Raw genomic sequence first — 16367 nt, 5'->3', positions numbered from 1 at the left:
CAGGGTGTAGGCCAGTTGCGCGTTGGTGGTGCGCTCTGGCGAAACCCCGGCAAGTTACCTGCCGGGAGTCCATGTGTGCCCATAGTGTGCCTGGCCAGGAGGCTTGTCCATGCGGTTGATCGACTCGCCGTTCAGATCACCCGGGAGAAACGCTGGCGGTTTTGCATCGCCAGGTAGGCGTCGAACACCATGCACACCGAGCGCGCCAGCAGGCGCCCGGCTGGCAGGATGCGTATGCCCTTGTCGTCGAGGCTGATCAGGCCGTCACGTTGCATGCTCTGCAGTTCTGGCCAGAGATCGTTGAAATACCCGCGGAAATCGATGGTGAAAGCCTCCTCGATCGGCTCGAAGTCCAGTTCGAAATGGCAGATCAGCTGTTGGATCACGGCCCGCCGCAAGCGGTCGTCGTGGTTGCAGAGCAGCCCGCGCTGGGTCGCCAGCTGGGCATTGGACAGGGCGTCCTGATAGGTATTGAGGTCGCTGCTGTTCTGGCAATACAGGTCGCCGATCTGGCTGATCGCCGAAACCCCCAGGCCAATGAGGTCGCAGTGGCCGTGGGTGGTGTAGCCCTGGAAGTTGCGCTGCAGGGTGCCTTCTTCCTGGGCGATTGCCAGCTCGTCGTCGGGCAGGGCGAAGTGGTCCATGCCGATGTAGCGGTAGCCGGCGGCGGTCAGCTGCTCGATAGTGTTGTGCAGCATCTCGAGCTTCACCGCTGGGGCCGGCAGGTCGTTGCTGTCGATGCGCCGCTGCGGCATGAAGCGCTCGGGCAGGTGGGCGTAGTTGAACACCGAGAGGCGGTCCGGTTGCAGGCGGATCACCTCGTCGACGGTGCGGGCGAAGCCTTCCACGGTCTGTTTGGGCAGGCCGTAAATCAGGTCGAGGTTGACCGAGCGGAACTGCAAGGTGCGTGCGGCCTCGATCAGGGTGCGGGTCTGCTCCAGGCTCTGCAGGCGGTTGACCGCGCGTTGCACGGCCGGGTCAAGGTCCTGCACGCCGAGGCTGACGCGGTTGAAGCCCAGTTCACGGAGCAGGCCCATGGTCGACCAGTCGGCTTCGCGGGGGTCGATCTCGATGCCGTAGTCACCGGAATCGTCATCCAGCAGGTTGAAATGCTGGCGCAGGGTGGCCATCAGCTGGCGCAGTTCCACGTGGCTGAGGAAGGTCGGCGTGCCGCCACCGAAATGCAGCTGTTCAACGCGCTGTTTAGGGTCCAGGTGGCAGGCGATCAGCTGGATCTCCTGCTCCAGGCGCTGCAGGTAAGGTGCCGCGCGGCCGCGGTCCTTGGTGATGACCTTGTTGCAGGCACAGTAGTAGCAGATGTTGGCGCAGAACGGCACGTGCACGTACAGCGACAGTGGGCGCACGGCCCGGCGGCTCTCGCGCAGGGCGTGGAGCAGGTCGAACGAGCCTACCTCGCTGTGCAGTTGCACGGCGGTCGGGTAGGAGGTGTAGCGTGGGCCGGCGAGATCGTAGCGGCGGATCAGGTCGGCATCCCAACGTAGGTCGTCGAGCATGTGGGCGGTCCCCGGATAATGCAGCAGTGTCCGGAGTCTATGGCTGTCTGTAGGAATCTGTGTTGATTTGTATCAAGGCACACAGGGGCTGCGCAGTGGCCCCGCTCAGTGGCCCATGATCCAGTGCTGGTGAGGGCCAGGCAAGGTCCAGATACCAAACAGGATCACCAGTACACCACCGGCCATGCGCACACTGCGCCGCCTCAACAAGGCGTTTACCCGCTCCGCTGCCAGCCCGGTGGCCAGCAATATCGGCCAAGTGCCCAGCCCGAATGCCAGCATCAACGCAGCACTGTAGCCGGCGTTGCCCTGGCTGGCCGCCCACAACAAGGTGCTGTACACCAGGCCGCACGGCAGCCAGCCCCACAGTGCGCCCAGCAGCAGTGCGCGGGGCAGGCTGGACACCGGCATCAGGCGCGAGGCGGCTGGCTGGATGTGCCGCCACAGCCCTCGGCCCAACGCTTCGATGCGGGTCAGCCCGCTCCACCAGCCGGCCAGGTACAGGCCCATGGCGATCAGCAGCAACGCCGCCACCACGCGCAAGGCCATGGCTGCCGGGCTGCTGGCCACTGCCCAGCCAGCCAGGCCCAGCAGCAGGCCGGCACAGGCATAGCTGAGGATGCGTCCCAGGTTGTAGGCCACCAGCAGGCGCAGGCGCTGGCCGCGTTGTTCTGGGGGGATGGCCAAGGTCAGCGCGCCCATCAGGCCACCGCACATGCCCAGGCAGTGGCCGCCACCGAGCAGGCCGAGGACCAGTGCCGAGCCGAGCAGGGGAAGCAGGTCAGGCACGGGGTGGTGCTTCCTTGTCGTCTGGCGTTGTGGCTTCGTCAGGTTTGACCGCCGCCTGGTGGCGCGGGTCCTGATCATCGAACAGGATGCTGTGGGCCGGCCCTTCGAGGTCGTCGTACTGGCCGCTGTCCACCGCCCAGAAGAAGATGTACACGGCCACGCCAACCAGCAGCAGGGCGGCTGGGATCATCACATAGAGCGCGGGCATGGCGACTTCCTTCCGTTAGCTGCTGTGTCGTTCGCAGGCAGGCCCGCTGCCGCCGGCTTGTGAGCCAGGCGAGTCAGGCGCAGGGCATTGAGCACCACGATCAGTGAACTGACCGACATGCCGATGGCCGCCCACACCGGGGTGATCCAGCCAAGCGCGGCGAACGGCAACATGAGGCCATTATACAGAGTTGCCCAGAGCAGGTTCTCGAGGATGTTGCGGCGGGTGCGGCGGGCCAAGTCGAAGGCCTCGACCAGTGCCTGCAGGCGGTTGGACAGCAGCACCGCGTCGGCGCTGGTCTTGGCCAGGTCGGTGGCGCTGCCCATGGCGATGCTGATGTCGGCGGCGGCCAGTACCGGCACGTCATTGACCCCGTCGCCGAGCATCAGCACCTTGCGCCCTGAAGCCTGCAGTGCTTTGAGCCGGTCCAGCTTGTCGTCCGGGCGCAGGCCGCCAATGGCCTGGTCGATGCCCAGTTGCGCGGCCACCTCGGCGACCATCGGCGAACTGTCGCCGGACAGCAGCAGGGTACGCCAGCCGCGAGCCTGGCAAGCGGCGAGCAGGGCCGGGGCATCTTCGCGCAGGCGATCATCGAGGCCGAACCAGGCCAGCGGGCCCTGGCGGTCGCCCAGCAGCAGCCACTGGCCGCGAGGCTCCGGCACGCTGGGGATTTCGGCGCCACTCAGCGCGCAGACGAAGGTGGCCTGGCCGATGCGCAGTGGCTGGCCATCGACCTTGCCTTCGAGCCCGAGCCCCGGCACTGTCTGGACCTCGTCGGCAGGGCTGGCGGTGCGGCCAAAGGCACGGGCGATCGGGTGTTCGGAGCGGTTCTCGAGGGCGGCGGCGAGGGCCAGGCAGCGGTCGGCAGGCAGCGCCGCCAGAGGGCGGATGTTGCGCAGGGTCAGGCGGCCTTCAGTGAGGGTGCCAGTCTTGTCGAAGATCACCGTGTCGATCTGGTTGAGGCCCTCCAGCACGTGGCCGCGGGTCACCAGCAGGCCCAGCTTGTGCAGGGTGCCAGTGGCGGCGGTGAGCGCGGTCGGGGTGGCCAGGGACAAGGCGCATGGGCAGGTCGCCACCAGCATGGCCAGGACGATCCAGAATGCCCGCGCCGGGTCCAGGTACCACCACCACAGGCCGATGGCCACGGCGGCCAGCAGCGAGAACAGCAGGAAATACTGCGAGGCGCGGTCGGCGATTTCCGCCAGCCGTGGTTTTTCTGTCTGCGCGCGCTCAAGCAGGCGGACAATGGCTGACAGGCGCGAGTCATGGCCGAGGGCTTCGACTTCCACGTTCAGCGTGCTCTCGACGTTCAGCGTGCCGCCGGTGACGCGCTCGCCGGCCCGGCGCGGTTGTGGCAGATACTCGCCCGTCAGCAGCGATTCGTCGACGCTGGAGCGGCCTTCGACGATGCACCCGTCGGCCGGAATCACCGCGCCGGGCAGCACTTGCACGGTGTCGCCACGCTGCAGTTCGCCGAGCAGGATGCGTTCGGCCCGGCCGAGGCTATCCAGGCGCAGGCATGAGGCGGGTAGCAGGTTGACCAGCTGCGCGGTGGCTGCGGCGGTACGTTCACGGGCGCGGCGCTCGAGGTAGCGGCCGGTGAGCAGGAACAAGGCAAACATGCCGACGGTATCGAAGTACAGCTCGCCGCTGCCGGTCACGGCCGTCCAGATACCTGCGCCGAAGGCCAGGCCAATGGCCAGCGATACCGACACATCCATGGTCAGGTGGCGGGTACGCAGGTCGCGCGCGGCACCCTTGAAGAACGGTGCGCAGCTGTAGAACACGATGGGAATGGTCAGAAACAGCGCGACCCAGCGCAGGATGGTGTGCATTTCTGGCGACAGGTCGATGTTGAATTCCGGCCAGGTAGCCATGGTCGCCATCATCGCCTGGAACCACAGCAGCCCGGCCACGCCAAGGCGGCGCAGGGCGCTGCGGTTCTCCCTGGCAAGCTGCTCGGCGGCCTGGTCGGGCTGGTACGGGTGGGCGGCATAGCCGATCTGGCGCAGTTCGGCGAGTAGCCGCGACAGCGGGAGCTGGTGGTCGTCCCAGTTGAGCTGGAGGCGATGGTTGGACAGGTTCAGGCGGGCTTCGGCGACGCCTGGCAGGTTGCGCAGGTGCTTTTCGATCAGCCAGCCGCAGGCGGCGCAGCTGATGCCCTCGACCAGCAGGGTGGTCTCGGCGAGTTCGCCGGCATGGCGGACGAAGTGCTGCTGTACATCGCTGCGGTCGTAAAGGGCCAGTTCGTCCTGCAGTTGCTTGGGCAGCGCTTCGGGGTTGATGCTGCTGTCGCTGCGGTGCTGGTAGTAGTGCGCAAGGCCACTGGCGACGATGGACTCGGCCACCGCCTGGCAGCCCGGGCAGCAGAATTGCCGGGGTTCGCCGAGGACCACGGCGGTGAAGCGGCTGCCAGCGGGGACGGGCAGGGCGCAGTGGTAGCAGGGGGTGGGTTGGGTCATTGTCGAGCAGTCTTAAGTCTTGAGATTGCTGGGGCTGCTCTGCAGCCCTTTCGCGACACAAGGCCGCTCCCACAGGGGTATGCGAATTCCTGTGGGAGCGGCCTTGTGTCGCGAAAGGGGCGCAACGCGCCCCTCTTCATGGCTGGGTTCATCGCTGGTGTTCGGCGCCTTGGATGGCTTCATCGCCCAACTGCAAGGTCACGCCATGCTCGACCTTCTCTTCCTCGAACAACCGCCACACATGCTCGTCCTGGCTGCCGAGCAGCTCCACGAACCGGCGCCCGTCGACCTTGTCTTCCAGTTGCCCGACATAACGCCCGGCCTCGACCCGGCTGAGCAGTACCTTGCGGTCCTTGTCTGGCTGGGTCGGCGAAATCAGGTTCAGTTCCAGGCTTTGCGGGTCACTGTTGCCGTTCAGGCGCACGTCCACTTCGCCGGTCAGCTCATCCAGGTGCACGCTGGCCTTGAGGTTGAGGGTCTGGGCCAGCAGCTCGCGGTCCAGCGAGCGGTTGATGCCTTTGCCAGCCTCGTAATAGTTGTCGTTGACCAGGTTGTCCGGGTTGTTTACGGCAATGCTGACCATGGTCAGGCTCAGGCACACCGAGGTGGTCAGGATGCCGATGATGATCCAGGGCCAGAGGTGCTTGTACCAGGGGCTGGCGGCGGTGGCGGCAGGCATTGTCAGTGTTCTCTCTGTCAGCGGATCTGTGGGCCGATGAAGCGGCTCTTGGCTTCAATCTTGGCAGCGCTGTCGTCGGCGCTCTTGAGGATGAAGGTGATTTCGTTGGTGGTCGAGGGCAGTTTCTCGGGGGCGATCGACAGTTGCACCGGCAGGCTGACGATATCGCCGGCGGCCACGCGGATTTCGCGCTGGCCTTCCAGGCGCAGGTCGGGCAGGCCGGCGGCGTCCAGCACGTAGACGTGGTCGCGCTGGTCCTTGTTCATGACCTTGAGGCTGTACACGTTTTCGATCCGGCCCTGGGCGTTCTCGCGGTACAGCACGCGGTCCTTGCTGACGTCGAAGCCCACCAGCGAGCGGGTGGCGAAGGCCGTGCCCAGGGCGATGATCATCACCAGCAGCACCGCGGCGTAGCCGATCAGGCGTGGGCGCAGCATATGGGTCTTCTGCCCCGAGAGGTTGTGCTCGGTGGTGTAGCTGATCAGCCCTTTGGGGTAGTTCATCTTTTCCATGATGCTGTCACAGGCGTCGATGCACGCCGCGCAGCCAATGCATTCGATCTGCAGGCCGTCGCGGATGTCGATGCCAGTAGGGCATACCTGCACGCACATGGTGCAGTCGATGCAGTCGCCCAGGCCCTTGGCCTTGTAGTCGACGTCTTTCTTGCGCGGGCCACGGGTTTCGCCGCGGCGCGGGTCGTAGGAAACGATCAGCGTGTCCTTGTCGAACATCACGCTCTGGAAGCGCGCGTAGGGGCACATGTACACGCACACCTGCTCGCGCAACCAGCCGGCGTTGCCATAGGTGGCCAGGGTGAAGAAGCCGACCCAGAAGTAGGCCCAGCCGTCGGCATCGCCTGTGAAGAATTCAGTGAGCAGTTCGCGGATGGGCGAGAAGTAGCCGACGAAGGTCATGCCGGTGACGAAGCCGATCAGCAGCCACAGGCTGTGCTTGGCGAACTTGCGCAGGAACTTGTTGCCGCTCATGGGGGAGCGGTCGAGCTTCATGCGCTGGTTGCGGTCACCCTCGGTGACTTTTTCGCACCACATGAAGATCCACGTCCATACGCTTTGCGGGCAGGTGTAGCCGCACCACACGCGGCCAGCGTAGACGGTGACGAAGAACAGGCCGAAGGCGGCGACGATGAGGATGCCCGAGAGCAGGATGAAGTCCTGGGGCCAGATGGTGGCGCCGAAGATGTAGAACTTGCGCTCGGGCAGGTTCCACCACACGGCCTGGTGCCCGCCCCAGTTCAGCCACACGGTGCCGAAGTAGAGCAGGAACAGCACCGCACCGCCGACCATCCGCAGCCTGCGGAAGATGCCGGTGAAGGCGCGGGTGTAGATTTTCTCGCGGGAGGCGTAGAGATCGACGGAATCCTTCCCTTTGTTGGCAGGCGGGGTGACGTCATGTACCGGAATTTGCTTGCTCATCATCAAGTCCCACGGCAGTGGAGAAACGCCGCGGCCAGTGCGTGCCGGCCGCAGTCTCGCGCATTCTGCTAGCGCTCTGCGGTCCATGATACGCCGCTGATGGCGGTATGGGATCGCGCTGCGACCTTTAGTCGCGTTGGGTTCGTGGCATGAATCGTGATATGGCGGGTGTCAATTGATCCAGGTCATTCGCCTGCAAGAAATGCAGTGCCTGTACCGGCCTCTTCGCGGGCAAGCCCGCTCCCACAAGTTCTGCACAGGTCCTGAAGCAGGTGGCGAACCTGTGGGAGCGGGTTTGCCCGCGAAGAGGCCAGGCCTGCCTTACTCGGCCTGCTGGGCCGCCTCCGGCTGATGCGACAGGCTGTACACATAAGCGGCCAGCAAGTGCACCTTGTCATTACCCTGCAGCTGCTCCTGGGCTGGCATCTGCCCTTGGCGGCCATAGCGAATGGTCTGCTGCAGCTGGGCAAAGCTCGAACCGTAGATGAACGCCTGCGGGTGGGTCAGGTTTGGCGCCCCCATGGCTGGTGTGCCCTTGCCCTCAGGCCCGTGGCAGGCCACGCAGTTGGCGGCGAACAGCTTCTGGCCGCTCTCGGCATCGGCCTTGGCACCTTCTGGCAGGCTGCGGCCATCGAGCTTGCTGGTGACGAACGCGGCGACATCGGCCACGCCCTGTTCGCCGAGCACTTCACCCCAGGCCGGCATCACGCCATGGCGCCCGCCCATGATGGTGGTCTTGATGGTTTCCGGCTCGCCGCCCCAGCGCCAGTCCTGGTCGGTCAGGTTGGGGAAACCGTAGGCGCCCTTGGCGTCGGAGCCGTGGCAGACCGAGCAGTTCGAGGCGAACAGGCGTGCGCCCATCTTCAGCGCCTGCGGGTCCTTGGCCACTTCCTCGAGCGGCATGGCGGCGTACTTGGCAAAGATCGGCCCGAAGCGGGCGTTGGCCTTGGCCATTTCCTTTTCCCACTCGTGCACGCCGGTCCAGCCCGGCTGGCCGTTGGAGAACTCGGTCTGCTTGTCGTTATCCAGGTACGAGTAGCCCGGCAGAATGCCTTTCCAGTTGCCCAGGCCCGGGTACAGCACCAGGTAGCCAAGGGCGAAGATGATGGTGCCGACGAACAGCCAGAACCACCATTTTGGTAGTGGGTTGTCGTATTCCTCGATGCCATCGAAGGCATGCCCGACGGTTTCGTCGGTGACCTCTTCGCGCTGGCCCTTGCGGGTCGACAGCAGCAGCCAGGTCAGCGAGAAGATGGTGCCCAGGGTCAGGACGGTAACGTACAGACTCCAGAAGGTTGTCATTGTTGTTTGCTCCCAGAAGCTTTTGCTTGCTCGACGTGCTTGCTGGCCCCGGGATCATCCGCAAAGGGCAGTTGGGTCGCTTCGTCGAAGTCCTTCTTGCGCCGTGGGTTGAACACCCACAGCGCCAGGCCCACGAAGGCCACCATCACCACGACGGTGCCCAGGCCGCGAATCATCCCGATATCCATCAGCGTCACCGTTTGCTTTTGATGATGGTGCCAAGACCCTGCAGGTACGCGACCAGGGCGTCCATTTCGGTCTTGCCCTTGACCGCGTCGCGGGCGCCGGCGATGTCTGCATCGGTGTACGGCGTACCCAGGGTACGCAGCACTTCGAGCTTCTTGGCGGTGTCCTTGCCGTCGAGCTTGTTCTCGACCAGCCACGGGTAGGACGGCATCTTCGACTCCGGCACCACGTTGCGCGGGTTGTACAGGTGCGCGCGGTGCCAGTCGTCCGAGTAGCGGCCGCCAACGCGGGCCAGGTCCGGCCCGGTGCGCTTGGAGCCCCACAGGAACGGGTGGTCCCAGACGCTTTCGCCGGCGACCGAGTAGTGGCCATAGCGCTCGGTTTCGGCGCGGAACGGGCGGATCATCTGCGAGTGGCAACCGACGCAGCCTTCACGGATGTAGATGTCGCGGCCTTCGACTTCCAGCGCGGTGCGCGGCTTCATGCCTTCGACCGGTTTGTTGGTGACGTCCTGGAAAAACAGCGGGACGATCTGGGTCAGGCCACCGACGCTCACGGCGATGACCATGAAGAAGGCCAGCAGGCCTATGTTCTTCTCGACGGCTTCATGCTTCATCAGTGCGCTCCCACGACGACGATCTTGGCGGCTTCCTCAGCCTGTACCGGGTTGGCGGCACGTACGGTACGGAACACGTTGTAGGCCATCAGCAGCATGCCGGAGGCGAAGAACGCACCGCCCAGGGCGCGGACGATATAGCCAGGGTGGCTGGCCTGCAGGGCTTCGACGAAGGAGTAGGTGAGCGTGCCGTCATCGTTGATGGCGCGCCACATCAGGCCCTGGGTAATGCCGTTGACCCACATCGAGGCGATGTACAGCACGGTGCCGATGGTCGCCAGCCAGAAGTGAGCGTTGATCAGGCCGACGCTGTGCATCTGCTCGCGGCCGTAGAGTTTCGGGATCATGTGGTAGACCGCGCCGATCGAGATCATCGCCACCCAGCCGAGGGCGCCGGCATGTACGTGGCCGATGGTCCAGTCGGTGTAGTGCGACAGCGAGTTCACGGTCTTGATGGCCATCATCGGGCCTTCGAAGGTGGACATGCCGTAGAACGCCAGCGACACCACCAAAAAGCGCAGGATCGGGTCGGTGCGCAGTTTGTGCCAGGCGCCCGAGAGGGTCATCATGCCGTTGATCATGCCGCCCCAGCTCGGTGCCAGGAGGATGATCGACATCACCATGCCCAGCGACTGCGCCCAATCCGGCAGGGCGGTGTAGTGCAGGTGGTGCGGGCCGGCCCAGATGTACAGGGTGATCAGCGCCCAGAAGTGGACGATCGACAGGCGATACGAGTAGATCGGCCGCTCGGCCTGCTTGGGCACGAAGTAGTACATCATCCCCAGGAAGCCGGTGGTGAGGAAGAAGCCCACCGCGTTGTGGCCGTACCACCACTGGATCATCGCGTCGGTGGCACCGGCATAGGCCGAGTACGACTTGAACAGGCTGACCGGCAGCGAAATGTGGTTGACGATGTGCAGCATCGCGGTGACCACGATGAAGGCGCCGTAGAACCAGTTGCCGACATAGATGTGCTTGGTCTTGCGCTTGACGATGGTGCCGAAGAACACCAGCCCGTAGGTGACCCAGACGATGGCCAGGAGGATCGCCAGCGGCCACTCGAGCTCGGCGTATTCCTTGGTGGTGGTGAAGCCCATCGGCAGGGTGATCAGCGCGCCGACGATCACCGCCTGCCAGCCCCAGAAGGTGAAGGCGGCCATGCTGTCGGAGATCAGCCGGGTCTGGCAGGTCCGCTGCACCACGTAGTAGCTGGTGCCGAACAGCGCACAGCCACCGAAGGCGAAGATGACCAGGTTGGTGTGCAGCGGGCGCAGGCGGCCGAAGCTGGTCCAGGGCAGGTCCAGGTTCAGTTGCGGCCACACCAGCTGCGAGGCGATGAAGACGCCCAGGCCCATGCCAAGGATCCCCCAGACCACCGTCATGATGGCGAACTGGCGGACGACCTTATAGTTATAAGCAGTCGGACTGATTGCTGTGCTCATTCTAAGGTTCCACGGTTTTGGTGTTCTTGTTGGTCGAAAAATCGGCGCCAGTATCGATAACCACTTGGGTTATGGCAACGCAAGGATCCTTGCGCCGACCCGTGTCCGGGCCCTTTCGCCGGTGTCCCGCGGCGATAGGGTCGGGACGATTGTACACAAATAAATATTTGTAATGTGTACCGTTTTTCACCTTTTTCTGATCGATCGGTCAAGCTTTTTCTGCGGGCGGCATCAGGCTGTGCGCCGCGTCTGCTTCGCTCCTTTGGGAGCGAAGCCCACTGTGGCAACAAGCTTAGTTCTGTTCGGAGGGGGTGCAAGGGAGGGGTACGGCGGGTGTAAGGCATGGGTGTTGCGGTGGGGCGGATATCGAGCGCCGCCCGCGCGGCGCATCGCGGATGAATCCGCTCCTACATTTGTTGCAACGTGCCAAACCTGTTAGGCCATGGTTGCCAGCCCTGGCGCATGTCTTGAGCCGTTCAAACCGGCTGACAACCATGGCCTCACAGACATGGCCACGTTTCAACAAATGTAGGAGCGGATTCATCCGCGATGCGCCGCGCGGGCGGCGCTCGATTTCACAGGCGCCGAATCTCTCTCGACGAACTCACTTGGCGGTCACCGCTTCAGCAGCGCTATCCTGCGACAGGCTGTACACATAGGCTGCCAGCAGATGCACCTTGTCATTGCCCTGGATTTGCGCCTGGGCTGGCATCTGCCCCTGGCGGCCATAGCGAATGGTCTGCTGCAACTGGGCAAAGCTCGAACCGTAGATGAACGCCTGCGGGTGGGTCAGGTTCGGCGCGCCCATGGCCGGGGTGCCTTTGCCTTCAGGCCCGTGGCAGGCCACGCAGTTGCCCGCAAAGATTTCCTTGCCCTTGAGCGGGTCGGCCTTGACCCCTTCCGGCAGGCTGCGGCCGTCGAGGTTGGTCAGCACGAACGCGGCGACATCTGCCACGCCCTGGTCGCCGATCACCTCGACCCACGCCGGCATCACGCCGTGGCGGCCGTTCATGATCGAGGCCTTGATAGTCTCTGGCTCGCCACCCCAGCGCCAGTCCTTGTCGGTCAGGTTAGGGAAGCCGTAGGCACCCTTGGCGTCGGAGCCGTGGCACACCGAGCAGTTGGAGGCGAACAGGCGGCTGCCCATTTTCAGTGCCTGTGGGTCCTTGGCCACTTCCTCGACCGGCATGGCGGCGTACTTGGCAAAGATCGGGCCGAACTTGGCGTCGGCCTTTTCCATTTCCTTCTGCCACTCGTTGGCCCCGGTCCAGCCATTCTCGTAACCGGGCAGGATGCCTTTCCAGTTGCCCAGGCCCGGGTACAGCACCAGGTAACCGGCACCGAACACCAGGGTGCCGACGAACAGCCAGAACCACCACTTAGGCAGCGGGTTGTCGTACTCCTCGATGCCATCGAAGCTGTGCCCCATGGTCTGGTCGGTGGTGTTGTTGCTCTGGCCCTTGCGGGTCGACAACAACAGCCAGGCCAGGCCGATCAGGCTGCCGATGGTCAGTACGCTGATGTAGGTACTCCAGAAGGTGGTCATTGCGCTTTGCTCCTCACAGCCGCAGTCATGGCAGCAGGTTCCTGCCCGGCGGGGGGCAGGCGGTCGTCGACGAAGGGCAACAGGCGCGCTTCGGCGAAATCATGGTCGCGGCGGCGGTTGAACACCCACAGTGAGAGGCCGATGAAGGCGATCATCACCACCAGGGTGCCCAGGCCACGGATCATGCCGATGTCCATTTCCATGGGGGTTACCTCTTGTTCTTGATTGCGGTGCCCAGCACCTGCAGGTAGGCGACCAGGGCGTCCATCTCGGTCTTGTCCTTGACCGCGTCACGGGCCCCCGCGATGTCCTCGTCGGTGTACGGCACGCCCAGGGTGCGCAGGGTGCGCATCTTGGTGTCGGTGTGGCTGTTGTCGACCTTTTCGGCGACCAGCCAGGGGTAGGACGGCATCTTCGACTCCGGTACCACGTTGCGCGGGTTGTACAGGTGCGCGCGGTGCCAGTCGTCCGAGTAGCGGCCGCCAACGCGGGCCAGGTCCGGCCCGGTGCGCTTGGAGCCCCACAGGAACGGGTGGTCCCAGACGCTTTCGCCAGCGACCGAGTAGTGGCCGTAGCGCTCGGTTTCTGCGCGGAACGGGCGGATCATCTGCGAGTGGCAACCGACGCAGCCTTCGCGGATGTAGATGTCGCGGCCTTCCAGTTGCAGGGCGGTGTAGGGCTTCATGCCTTCGACCGGCTTGTTGGTGACGTCCTGGAAGAACAGCGGGACGATCTGGGTCAGGCCGCCGATGCTCACGGCAAACACCATCAGCAAGGCCAGCAGGCCGACGTTTTTCTCGATGACTTCATGTTTCATCAGGCAGGTCTCCTCAAGCCAGCTGGGCGTTCGCAGGGGTGGCGTCGAGCGCCGGCGAACGCACGGTGCGCCAGGTGTTCCAGGCCATCAGGAACATGCCGCTGAGGAAGATCGCGCCGCCGACGAAGCGCACGATGAAGCCTGGGTGGCTGGCCACCAGGGTTTCCACGAACGAGTAGGTGAGCGTGCCGTCGCTGTTGACCGCACGCCACATCAGGCCCTGGGCGATGCCGTTGACCCACATCGAGGCGATGTACAGCACGGTGCCGATGGTTGCCAGCCAGAAGTGCGCGTTGATCAGGCCGATGCTGTGCATCTGCTCTTTGCCGAACACTTTCGGGATGGTGTGGTACAGCGCGCCGATCGAGATCATCGCCACCCAGCCGAGGGCGCCGGCATGGACATGGCCGATGGTCCAGTCGGTGTAGTGGGACAGGGCGTTGACCGTCTTGATGGCCATCATCGGGCCTTCGAAGGTGGACATGCCGTAGAACGCCAGCGACACCACCAAAAAGCGCAGGATCGGGTCGCTGCGCAGTTTGTGCCAGGCGCCCGAGAGGGTCATCATGCCGTTGATCATGCCGCCCCAGCTCGGTGCCAGCAGGATCAGCGACATCACCATGCCCAGCGACTGCGCCCAGTCCGGCAGGGCGGTGTAGTGCAGGTGGTGGGGACCTGCCCAGATGTACAGGGTGATCAGCGCCCAGAAGTGGACGATCGACAGGCGATAGGAATACACCGGGCGCTCGGCCTGCTTGGGCACGTAGTAGTACATCATCCCCAGGAAGCCGGCAGTCAGGAAGAAGCCCACCGCGTTGTGGCCGTACCACCATTGCACCATGGCGTCGGTGGCGCCGGCGTAGACCGAGTACGACTTGGTCAGGCTGACCGGCAGCTCCAGGTTGTTGACGATGTGCAGTATCGCCACGGTCAGGATGAACGCGCCGAAGAACCAGTTGCCCACGTAGATGTGCTTGGTGGTGCGTTTCATCAGCGTGCCGAAGAACACGATGGCGTAGCTCACCCAGACGATGGTGATCAGGATGTCGATCGGCCATTCCAGCTCGGCGTATTCCTTGGAGCTGGTGTAGCCCAGCGGCAGGCTGATGGCCGCCAGCAGGATCACCAGTTGCCAGCCCCAGAAGCTGAACGCGGCCAGGCCCGGCGCAAAGAGGGTGGTCTGGCAGGTGCGTTGCACCGAATAATAGGAGGTGGCGAACAGCGCGCAGCCGCCGAAGGCGAAGATCACCGCATTGGTATGCAGGGGTCGCAGGCGGCCGAAGCTGGTCCAGGGGAGGTCGAAGTTGAGGGAAGGCCAGGCGAGCTGGGCGGCGATGAAGACGCCGAGCCCCATCCCGACGATTCCCCACACCACCGTCATGATGGCGAATTGGCGGACCACCTTGTAGTTATAGGCGGTACTGCTGGTTGTGTTCATGTATGGGTTCCCATCCACGGTTATTTTGGCAGGCTTTACAGCGAGGCAAGCATGAGTAATGGGCAAAGTGCCGGTATTGACGGGGATCAATGGGCGCAAGTCGGAAATGTCCCAGGCTTGCGCTGCGATCCTCCGCGAAATCAGGGAGATAGCGGCCCGTCCGCCTGCCTGATCCTGGCCCATGGCGCAGGTGCGCCTATGGACAGCGGGTTCATGGACGAGATGGCGCAAAGGCTGGCGGCGCTTGGGGTTGGCGTGGTCCGCTTCGAGTTCCCGTACATGGCCGAGCGTAGGGCTGGGGGTAGCAAGCGGCCGCCCAATCCGCAGAAGGTGCTGCTCGATTGCTGGCGCGAGGTGTACCGGCAGGTGCGACCTTTGGTCACGGGCAGGCTGGCCATCGGTGGCAAGTCGATGGGCGGGCGCATGGCCAGCCTGCTGGCCGATGAGTTGGGCGCGGATGCGCTGGTGTGCCTGGGGTATCCGTTCTATGCGGTGGGCAAGCCAGAGAAGCCCAGGGTCGAGCATCTGGCCGAGCTGAAGACGCGTACGTTGATCGTACAGGGCGAGCGGGATGCGCTGGGCAATCGTGAGGCAGTGCAAGGGTATGCGCTGTCACCGGCGATCGAGGTGAGCTGGCTGGTGGCGGGGGATCATGACCTGAAGCCGCTGAAGGCCTCGGGGTTCAGCCATGAGCAGCACTTGCAGGCTGCGGCTGAAAAGGTGGCGGGTTTCCTGAGGGATTAGCGCTGCATTCATCGCGGGTAAACCCGCTCCCACAGGTACTGCACAGCTCTAAAAGGCGGTGAAATACCTGTGGGAGCGGCTTTATCGGTGCGCCGAACCGCCGCGAACAGGCCGGAGCAGGCTACCGCTTAGTCGCGGTACTCGCACAGGTAGGCGGTATCCACTTTCACTTGCAGCTGGAACTTGCTGTCAGCCGGCACGTTGAACTTGTCGCCAGCGTTGAAGGTTTCCCAGTTGTCGCTACCTGGCAGCTTCACGGTCAGGGCGCCGGACACCACGTGCATGATCTCGCGCTTGGCGGTGCCGAACTCGTATTCGCCTGGTGCCATCACACCCACGGTGGCAGGGCCTTCTTCACCGGCAAAGGCGATCGACTTGACGGTGCCGTTGAAGTACTCGTTGACCTGGAACATGGGCGACTCCTGAAAGAATAGGGGTGAAAAAGGGCTGGCCAGTATGCCCAAGCCCATCCGCCTCGTCATCTGCTTTCAAGTGCCGTTCGCGGGCAGGCTCAAGGGCAGCAGGCGCGCGGTGTTGCGAGCATCTTCCAAGGCCCGGTGCTGCTGCCCGCAGAAGTGCATGCCGGCCAGCTGCAGCGCGCCATTGAGCCCGGCCGGGCGCTGCAGGTGGCGGGCCTTGGCGAAGCGCTGCTTGAGGTTGATGTGCGGCAGCTCGCGCAGCAGGCTGTCGACTGCGTGCTGGCGCCACTCCTGCAGCAGCTGCTGGCGGTCATAGTCGCCCCAGCTGACCCAGGCCTGCAGCTGCCCGCGATGGTGCCCCAGCCAGCGCTCGAAACGCTCCCACACCTCAGGGAAGGCTGCGGCGCTGTCGACATTTGCCTGGCTGATGTGTGTCAGCTCGCGGCAGAACGGTGTCAGCTGCGGCCGCCGCCGGGGCCGCACGAAGCGCTGGAAGTGGTCCACTTCGCGGCCTTCGCGGGTCACCAGGCTGGCGCCGATTTCAATGATTTCCATCTCCGTGACCGGCCAGCCACCGTCATCGGTGGTAGCTTCCAGGTCGATCACCAACCAGTGGCCCATATCAGGCTCCCTCGCCATACATGCCAAAGCAGCGTAGCCAATGTCTGGCCACACGGCATCCCCTGGCAAAATGCCCTCATTTTGGCATAAGCAGCGGTTGTGCCGTGCCGTGAAAACGCCTAGTTTAGGCGCATCCAGGTATGAACCGTGA

At 64.1% G+C, this 16367-nt stretch carries 17 protein-coding genes; 1 reads left to right on the top strand and 16 read right to left on the bottom strand.

Annotation, left to right across the window (positions count from 1 at the left end; all coding sequences use genetic code 11):
- Positions 1-131: 131 nt before the first annotated feature.
- From hemN to ccoN (BUQ73_RS17655), 14 genes are all read right to left on the bottom strand, one after another.
- On the bottom strand, positions 132-1514 hold the full coding sequence (gene hemN / locus BUQ73_RS17725; RefSeq protein WP_079229047.1) for an oxygen-independent coproporphyrinogen III oxidase: 1383 nt from the start codon (positions 1512-1514) through the stop codon (positions 132-134).
- Positions 1515-1619: 105 nt separating this feature from the next.
- Positions 1620-2303, bottom strand: a complete 684-nt coding sequence (locus BUQ73_RS17720; RefSeq protein WP_079229046.1) for a sulfite exporter TauE/SafE family protein — start codon at positions 2301-2303, stop codon at positions 1620-1622.
- Complete coding sequence (gene ccoS / locus BUQ73_RS17715) at positions 2296-2511, bottom strand: cbb3-type cytochrome oxidase assembly protein CcoS (RefSeq protein WP_079229045.1); 216 nt, start codon at positions 2509-2511, stop codon at positions 2296-2298. The genes BUQ73_RS17720 and ccoS overlap by 8 nt, the downstream gene beginning before the upstream one ends.
- Positions 2493-4973, bottom strand: a complete 2481-nt coding sequence (locus BUQ73_RS17710; RefSeq protein ID WP_079229044.1) for a heavy metal translocating P-type ATPase — start codon at positions 4971-4973, stop codon at positions 2493-2495. The genes ccoS and BUQ73_RS17710 overlap by 19 nt, the downstream gene beginning before the upstream one ends.
- Positions 4974-5121: 148 nt before the next feature.
- Positions 5122-5652 (bottom strand): FixH family protein, encoded by a 531-nt coding sequence (locus tag BUQ73_RS17705; RefSeq protein ID WP_079229043.1) that lies wholly within the window; start codon positions 5650-5652, stop codon positions 5122-5124.
- Between the two features lie 17 nt (positions 5653-5669).
- The gene (ccoG, locus tag BUQ73_RS17700; RefSeq protein WP_079229042.1) at positions 5670-7085 is read right to left on the bottom strand and encodes a cytochrome c oxidase accessory protein CcoG; all 1416 of its coding nucleotides are present in this window, start codon (positions 7083-7085) and stop codon (positions 5670-5672) included.
- A 321-nt stretch (positions 7086-7406) separates the two neighbouring features.
- On the bottom strand, positions 7407-8387 hold the full coding sequence (gene ccoP, locus BUQ73_RS17695) for a cytochrome-c oxidase, cbb3-type subunit III (RefSeq protein ID WP_079229041.1): 981 nt from the start codon (positions 8385-8387) through the stop codon (positions 7407-7409).
- Entirely contained in the window at positions 8384-8575 is a 192-nt protein-coding gene (locus tag BUQ73_RS17690) for a CcoQ/FixQ family Cbb3-type cytochrome c oxidase assembly chaperone (RefSeq protein ID WP_027921276.1), read from the bottom strand. The genes ccoP (BUQ73_RS17695) and BUQ73_RS17690 overlap by 4 nt, the downstream gene beginning before the upstream one ends.
- Positions 8576-8580: 5 nt before the next feature.
- Entirely contained in the window at positions 8581-9189 is a 609-nt protein-coding gene (ccoO, locus tag BUQ73_RS17685; protein WP_027921277.1) for a cytochrome-c oxidase, cbb3-type subunit II, read from the bottom strand.
- A complete protein-coding gene (gene ccoN / locus BUQ73_RS17680) occupies positions 9189-10631 on the bottom strand; it encodes a cytochrome-c oxidase, cbb3-type subunit I (RefSeq protein WP_027921278.1) in 1443 nt (480 codons plus the stop codon). The genes ccoO (BUQ73_RS17685) and ccoN (BUQ73_RS17680) overlap by 1 nt, the downstream gene beginning before the upstream one ends.
- Before the next feature lie 604 nt (positions 10632-11235).
- Positions 11236-12177 carry a cytochrome-c oxidase, cbb3-type subunit III gene (gene ccoP, locus BUQ73_RS17670; RefSeq protein ID WP_079229040.1) on the bottom strand — a complete coding sequence of 314 codons (942 nt, stop codon included), beginning with the start codon at positions 12175-12177 and terminating at the stop codon, positions 11236-11238.
- Positions 12174-12380, bottom strand: coding sequence for a cbb3-type cytochrome oxidase subunit 3 (locus BUQ73_RS17665; protein ID WP_054884102.1), 207 nt, complete (start codon positions 12378-12380; stop codon positions 12174-12176). The genes ccoP (BUQ73_RS17670) and BUQ73_RS17665 overlap by 4 nt, the downstream gene beginning before the upstream one ends.
- Positions 12381-12385: 5 nt before the next feature.
- Entirely contained in the window at positions 12386-12994 is a 609-nt protein-coding gene (gene ccoO, locus BUQ73_RS17660) for a cytochrome-c oxidase, cbb3-type subunit II (protein ID WP_079229039.1), read from the bottom strand.
- 13 nt (positions 12995-13007) lie between these two features.
- Positions 13008-14432, bottom strand: a complete 1425-nt coding sequence (gene ccoN, locus BUQ73_RS17655; protein ID WP_079229038.1) for a cytochrome-c oxidase, cbb3-type subunit I — start codon at positions 14430-14432, stop codon at positions 13008-13010.
- 51 nt (positions 14433-14483) lie between these two features.
- Between ccoN (BUQ73_RS17655) and BUQ73_RS17650 the strand changes: the two genes are divergently transcribed.
- Positions 14484-15176: an alpha/beta family hydrolase gene (locus BUQ73_RS17650; RefSeq protein ID WP_079229037.1), complete on the top strand. Its 693-nt coding sequence runs from the start codon at positions 14484-14486 to the stop codon at positions 15174-15176.
- A gap of 128 nt (positions 15177-15304) precedes the next feature.
- On the opposite strand, the gene BUQ73_RS17645 is transcribed toward BUQ73_RS17650, so the two are convergent.
- Both BUQ73_RS17645 and BUQ73_RS17640 read right to left on the bottom strand, forming a co-directional pair.
- Entirely contained in the window at positions 15305-15589 is a 285-nt protein-coding gene (locus BUQ73_RS17645) for a pyrimidine/purine nucleoside phosphorylase (protein WP_013973489.1), read from the bottom strand.
- Between the two features lie 75 nt (positions 15590-15664).
- Positions 15665-16216: an exonuclease domain-containing protein gene (locus BUQ73_RS17640; RefSeq protein ID WP_027921285.1), complete on the bottom strand. Its 552-nt coding sequence runs from the start codon at positions 16214-16216 to the stop codon at positions 15665-15667.
- Positions 16217-16367 lie beyond the last annotated feature (151 nt).

It is taken from the genome of Pseudomonas putida (genome assembly GCF_002025705.1).
Lineage (GTDB): Bacteria > Pseudomonadota > Gammaproteobacteria > Pseudomonadales > Pseudomonadaceae > Aquipseudomonas > Aquipseudomonas putida_J.
This window is presented reverse-complemented; position numbering and strand designations above follow the sequence as displayed.

Bases quoted from the DNA above. Each gene is read 5' to 3' on its own strand.
- ccoN (WP_079229038.1), bottom strand. From the start codon at position 14,432: ATGAACACAACCAGCAGTACCGCCTATAACTACAAGGTGGTCCGCCAA.
- BUQ73_RS17690 (WP_027921276.1), bottom strand. From the start codon at position 8,575: ATGGATATCGGGATGATTCGCGGCCTGGGCACCGTCGTGGTGATGGTG.
- BUQ73_RS17705 (WP_079229043.1), bottom strand. From the start codon at position 5,652: ATGCCTGCCGCCACCGCCGCCAGCCCCTGGTACAAGCACCTCTGGCCC.
- BUQ73_RS17640 (WP_027921285.1), bottom strand. From the start codon at position 16,216: ATGGGCCACTGGTTGGTGATCGACCTGGAAGCTACCACCGATGACGGT.
- ccoO (WP_079229039.1), bottom strand. From the start codon at position 12,994: ATGAAACATGAAGTCATCGAGAAAAACGTCGGCCTGCTGGCCTTGCTG.
- hemN (WP_079229047.1), bottom strand. From the start codon at position 1,514: ATGCTCGACGACCTACGTTGGGATGCCGACCTGATCCGCCGCTACGAT.
- BUQ73_RS17650 (WP_079229037.1), top strand. From the start codon at position 14,484: ATGAGTAATGGGCAAAGTGCCGGTATTGACGGGGATCAATGGGCGCAA.
- ccoO (WP_027921277.1), bottom strand. From the start codon at position 9,189: ATGAAGCATGAAGCCGTCGAGAAGAACATAGGCCTGCTGGCCTTCTTC.
- ccoN (WP_027921278.1), bottom strand. From the start codon at position 10,631: ATGAGCACAGCAATCAGTCCGACTGCTTATAACTATAAGGTCGTCCGC.
- BUQ73_RS17665 (WP_054884102.1), bottom strand. From the start codon at position 12,380: ATGGAAATGGACATCGGCATGATCCGTGGCCTGGGCACCCTGGTGGTG.
- BUQ73_RS17710 (WP_079229044.1), bottom strand. From the start codon at position 4,973: ATGACCCAACCCACCCCCTGCTACCACTGCGCCCTGCCCGTCCCCGCT.
- ccoS (WP_079229045.1), bottom strand. From the start codon at position 2,511: ATGCCCGCGCTCTATGTGATGATCCCAGCCGCCCTGCTGCTGGTTGGC.
- BUQ73_RS17645 (WP_013973489.1), bottom strand. From the start codon at position 15,589: ATGTTCCAGGTCAACGAGTACTTCAACGGCACCGTCAAGTCGATCGCC.
- ccoG (WP_079229042.1), bottom strand. From the start codon at position 7,085: ATGAGCAAGCAAATTCCGGTACATGACGTCACCCCGCCTGCCAACAAA.
- ccoP (WP_079229041.1), bottom strand. From the start codon at position 8,387: ATGACAACCTTCTGGAGTCTGTACGTTACCGTCCTGACCCTGGGCACC.
- ccoP (WP_079229040.1), bottom strand. From the start codon at position 12,177: ATGACCACCTTCTGGAGTACCTACATCAGCGTACTGACCATCGGCAGC.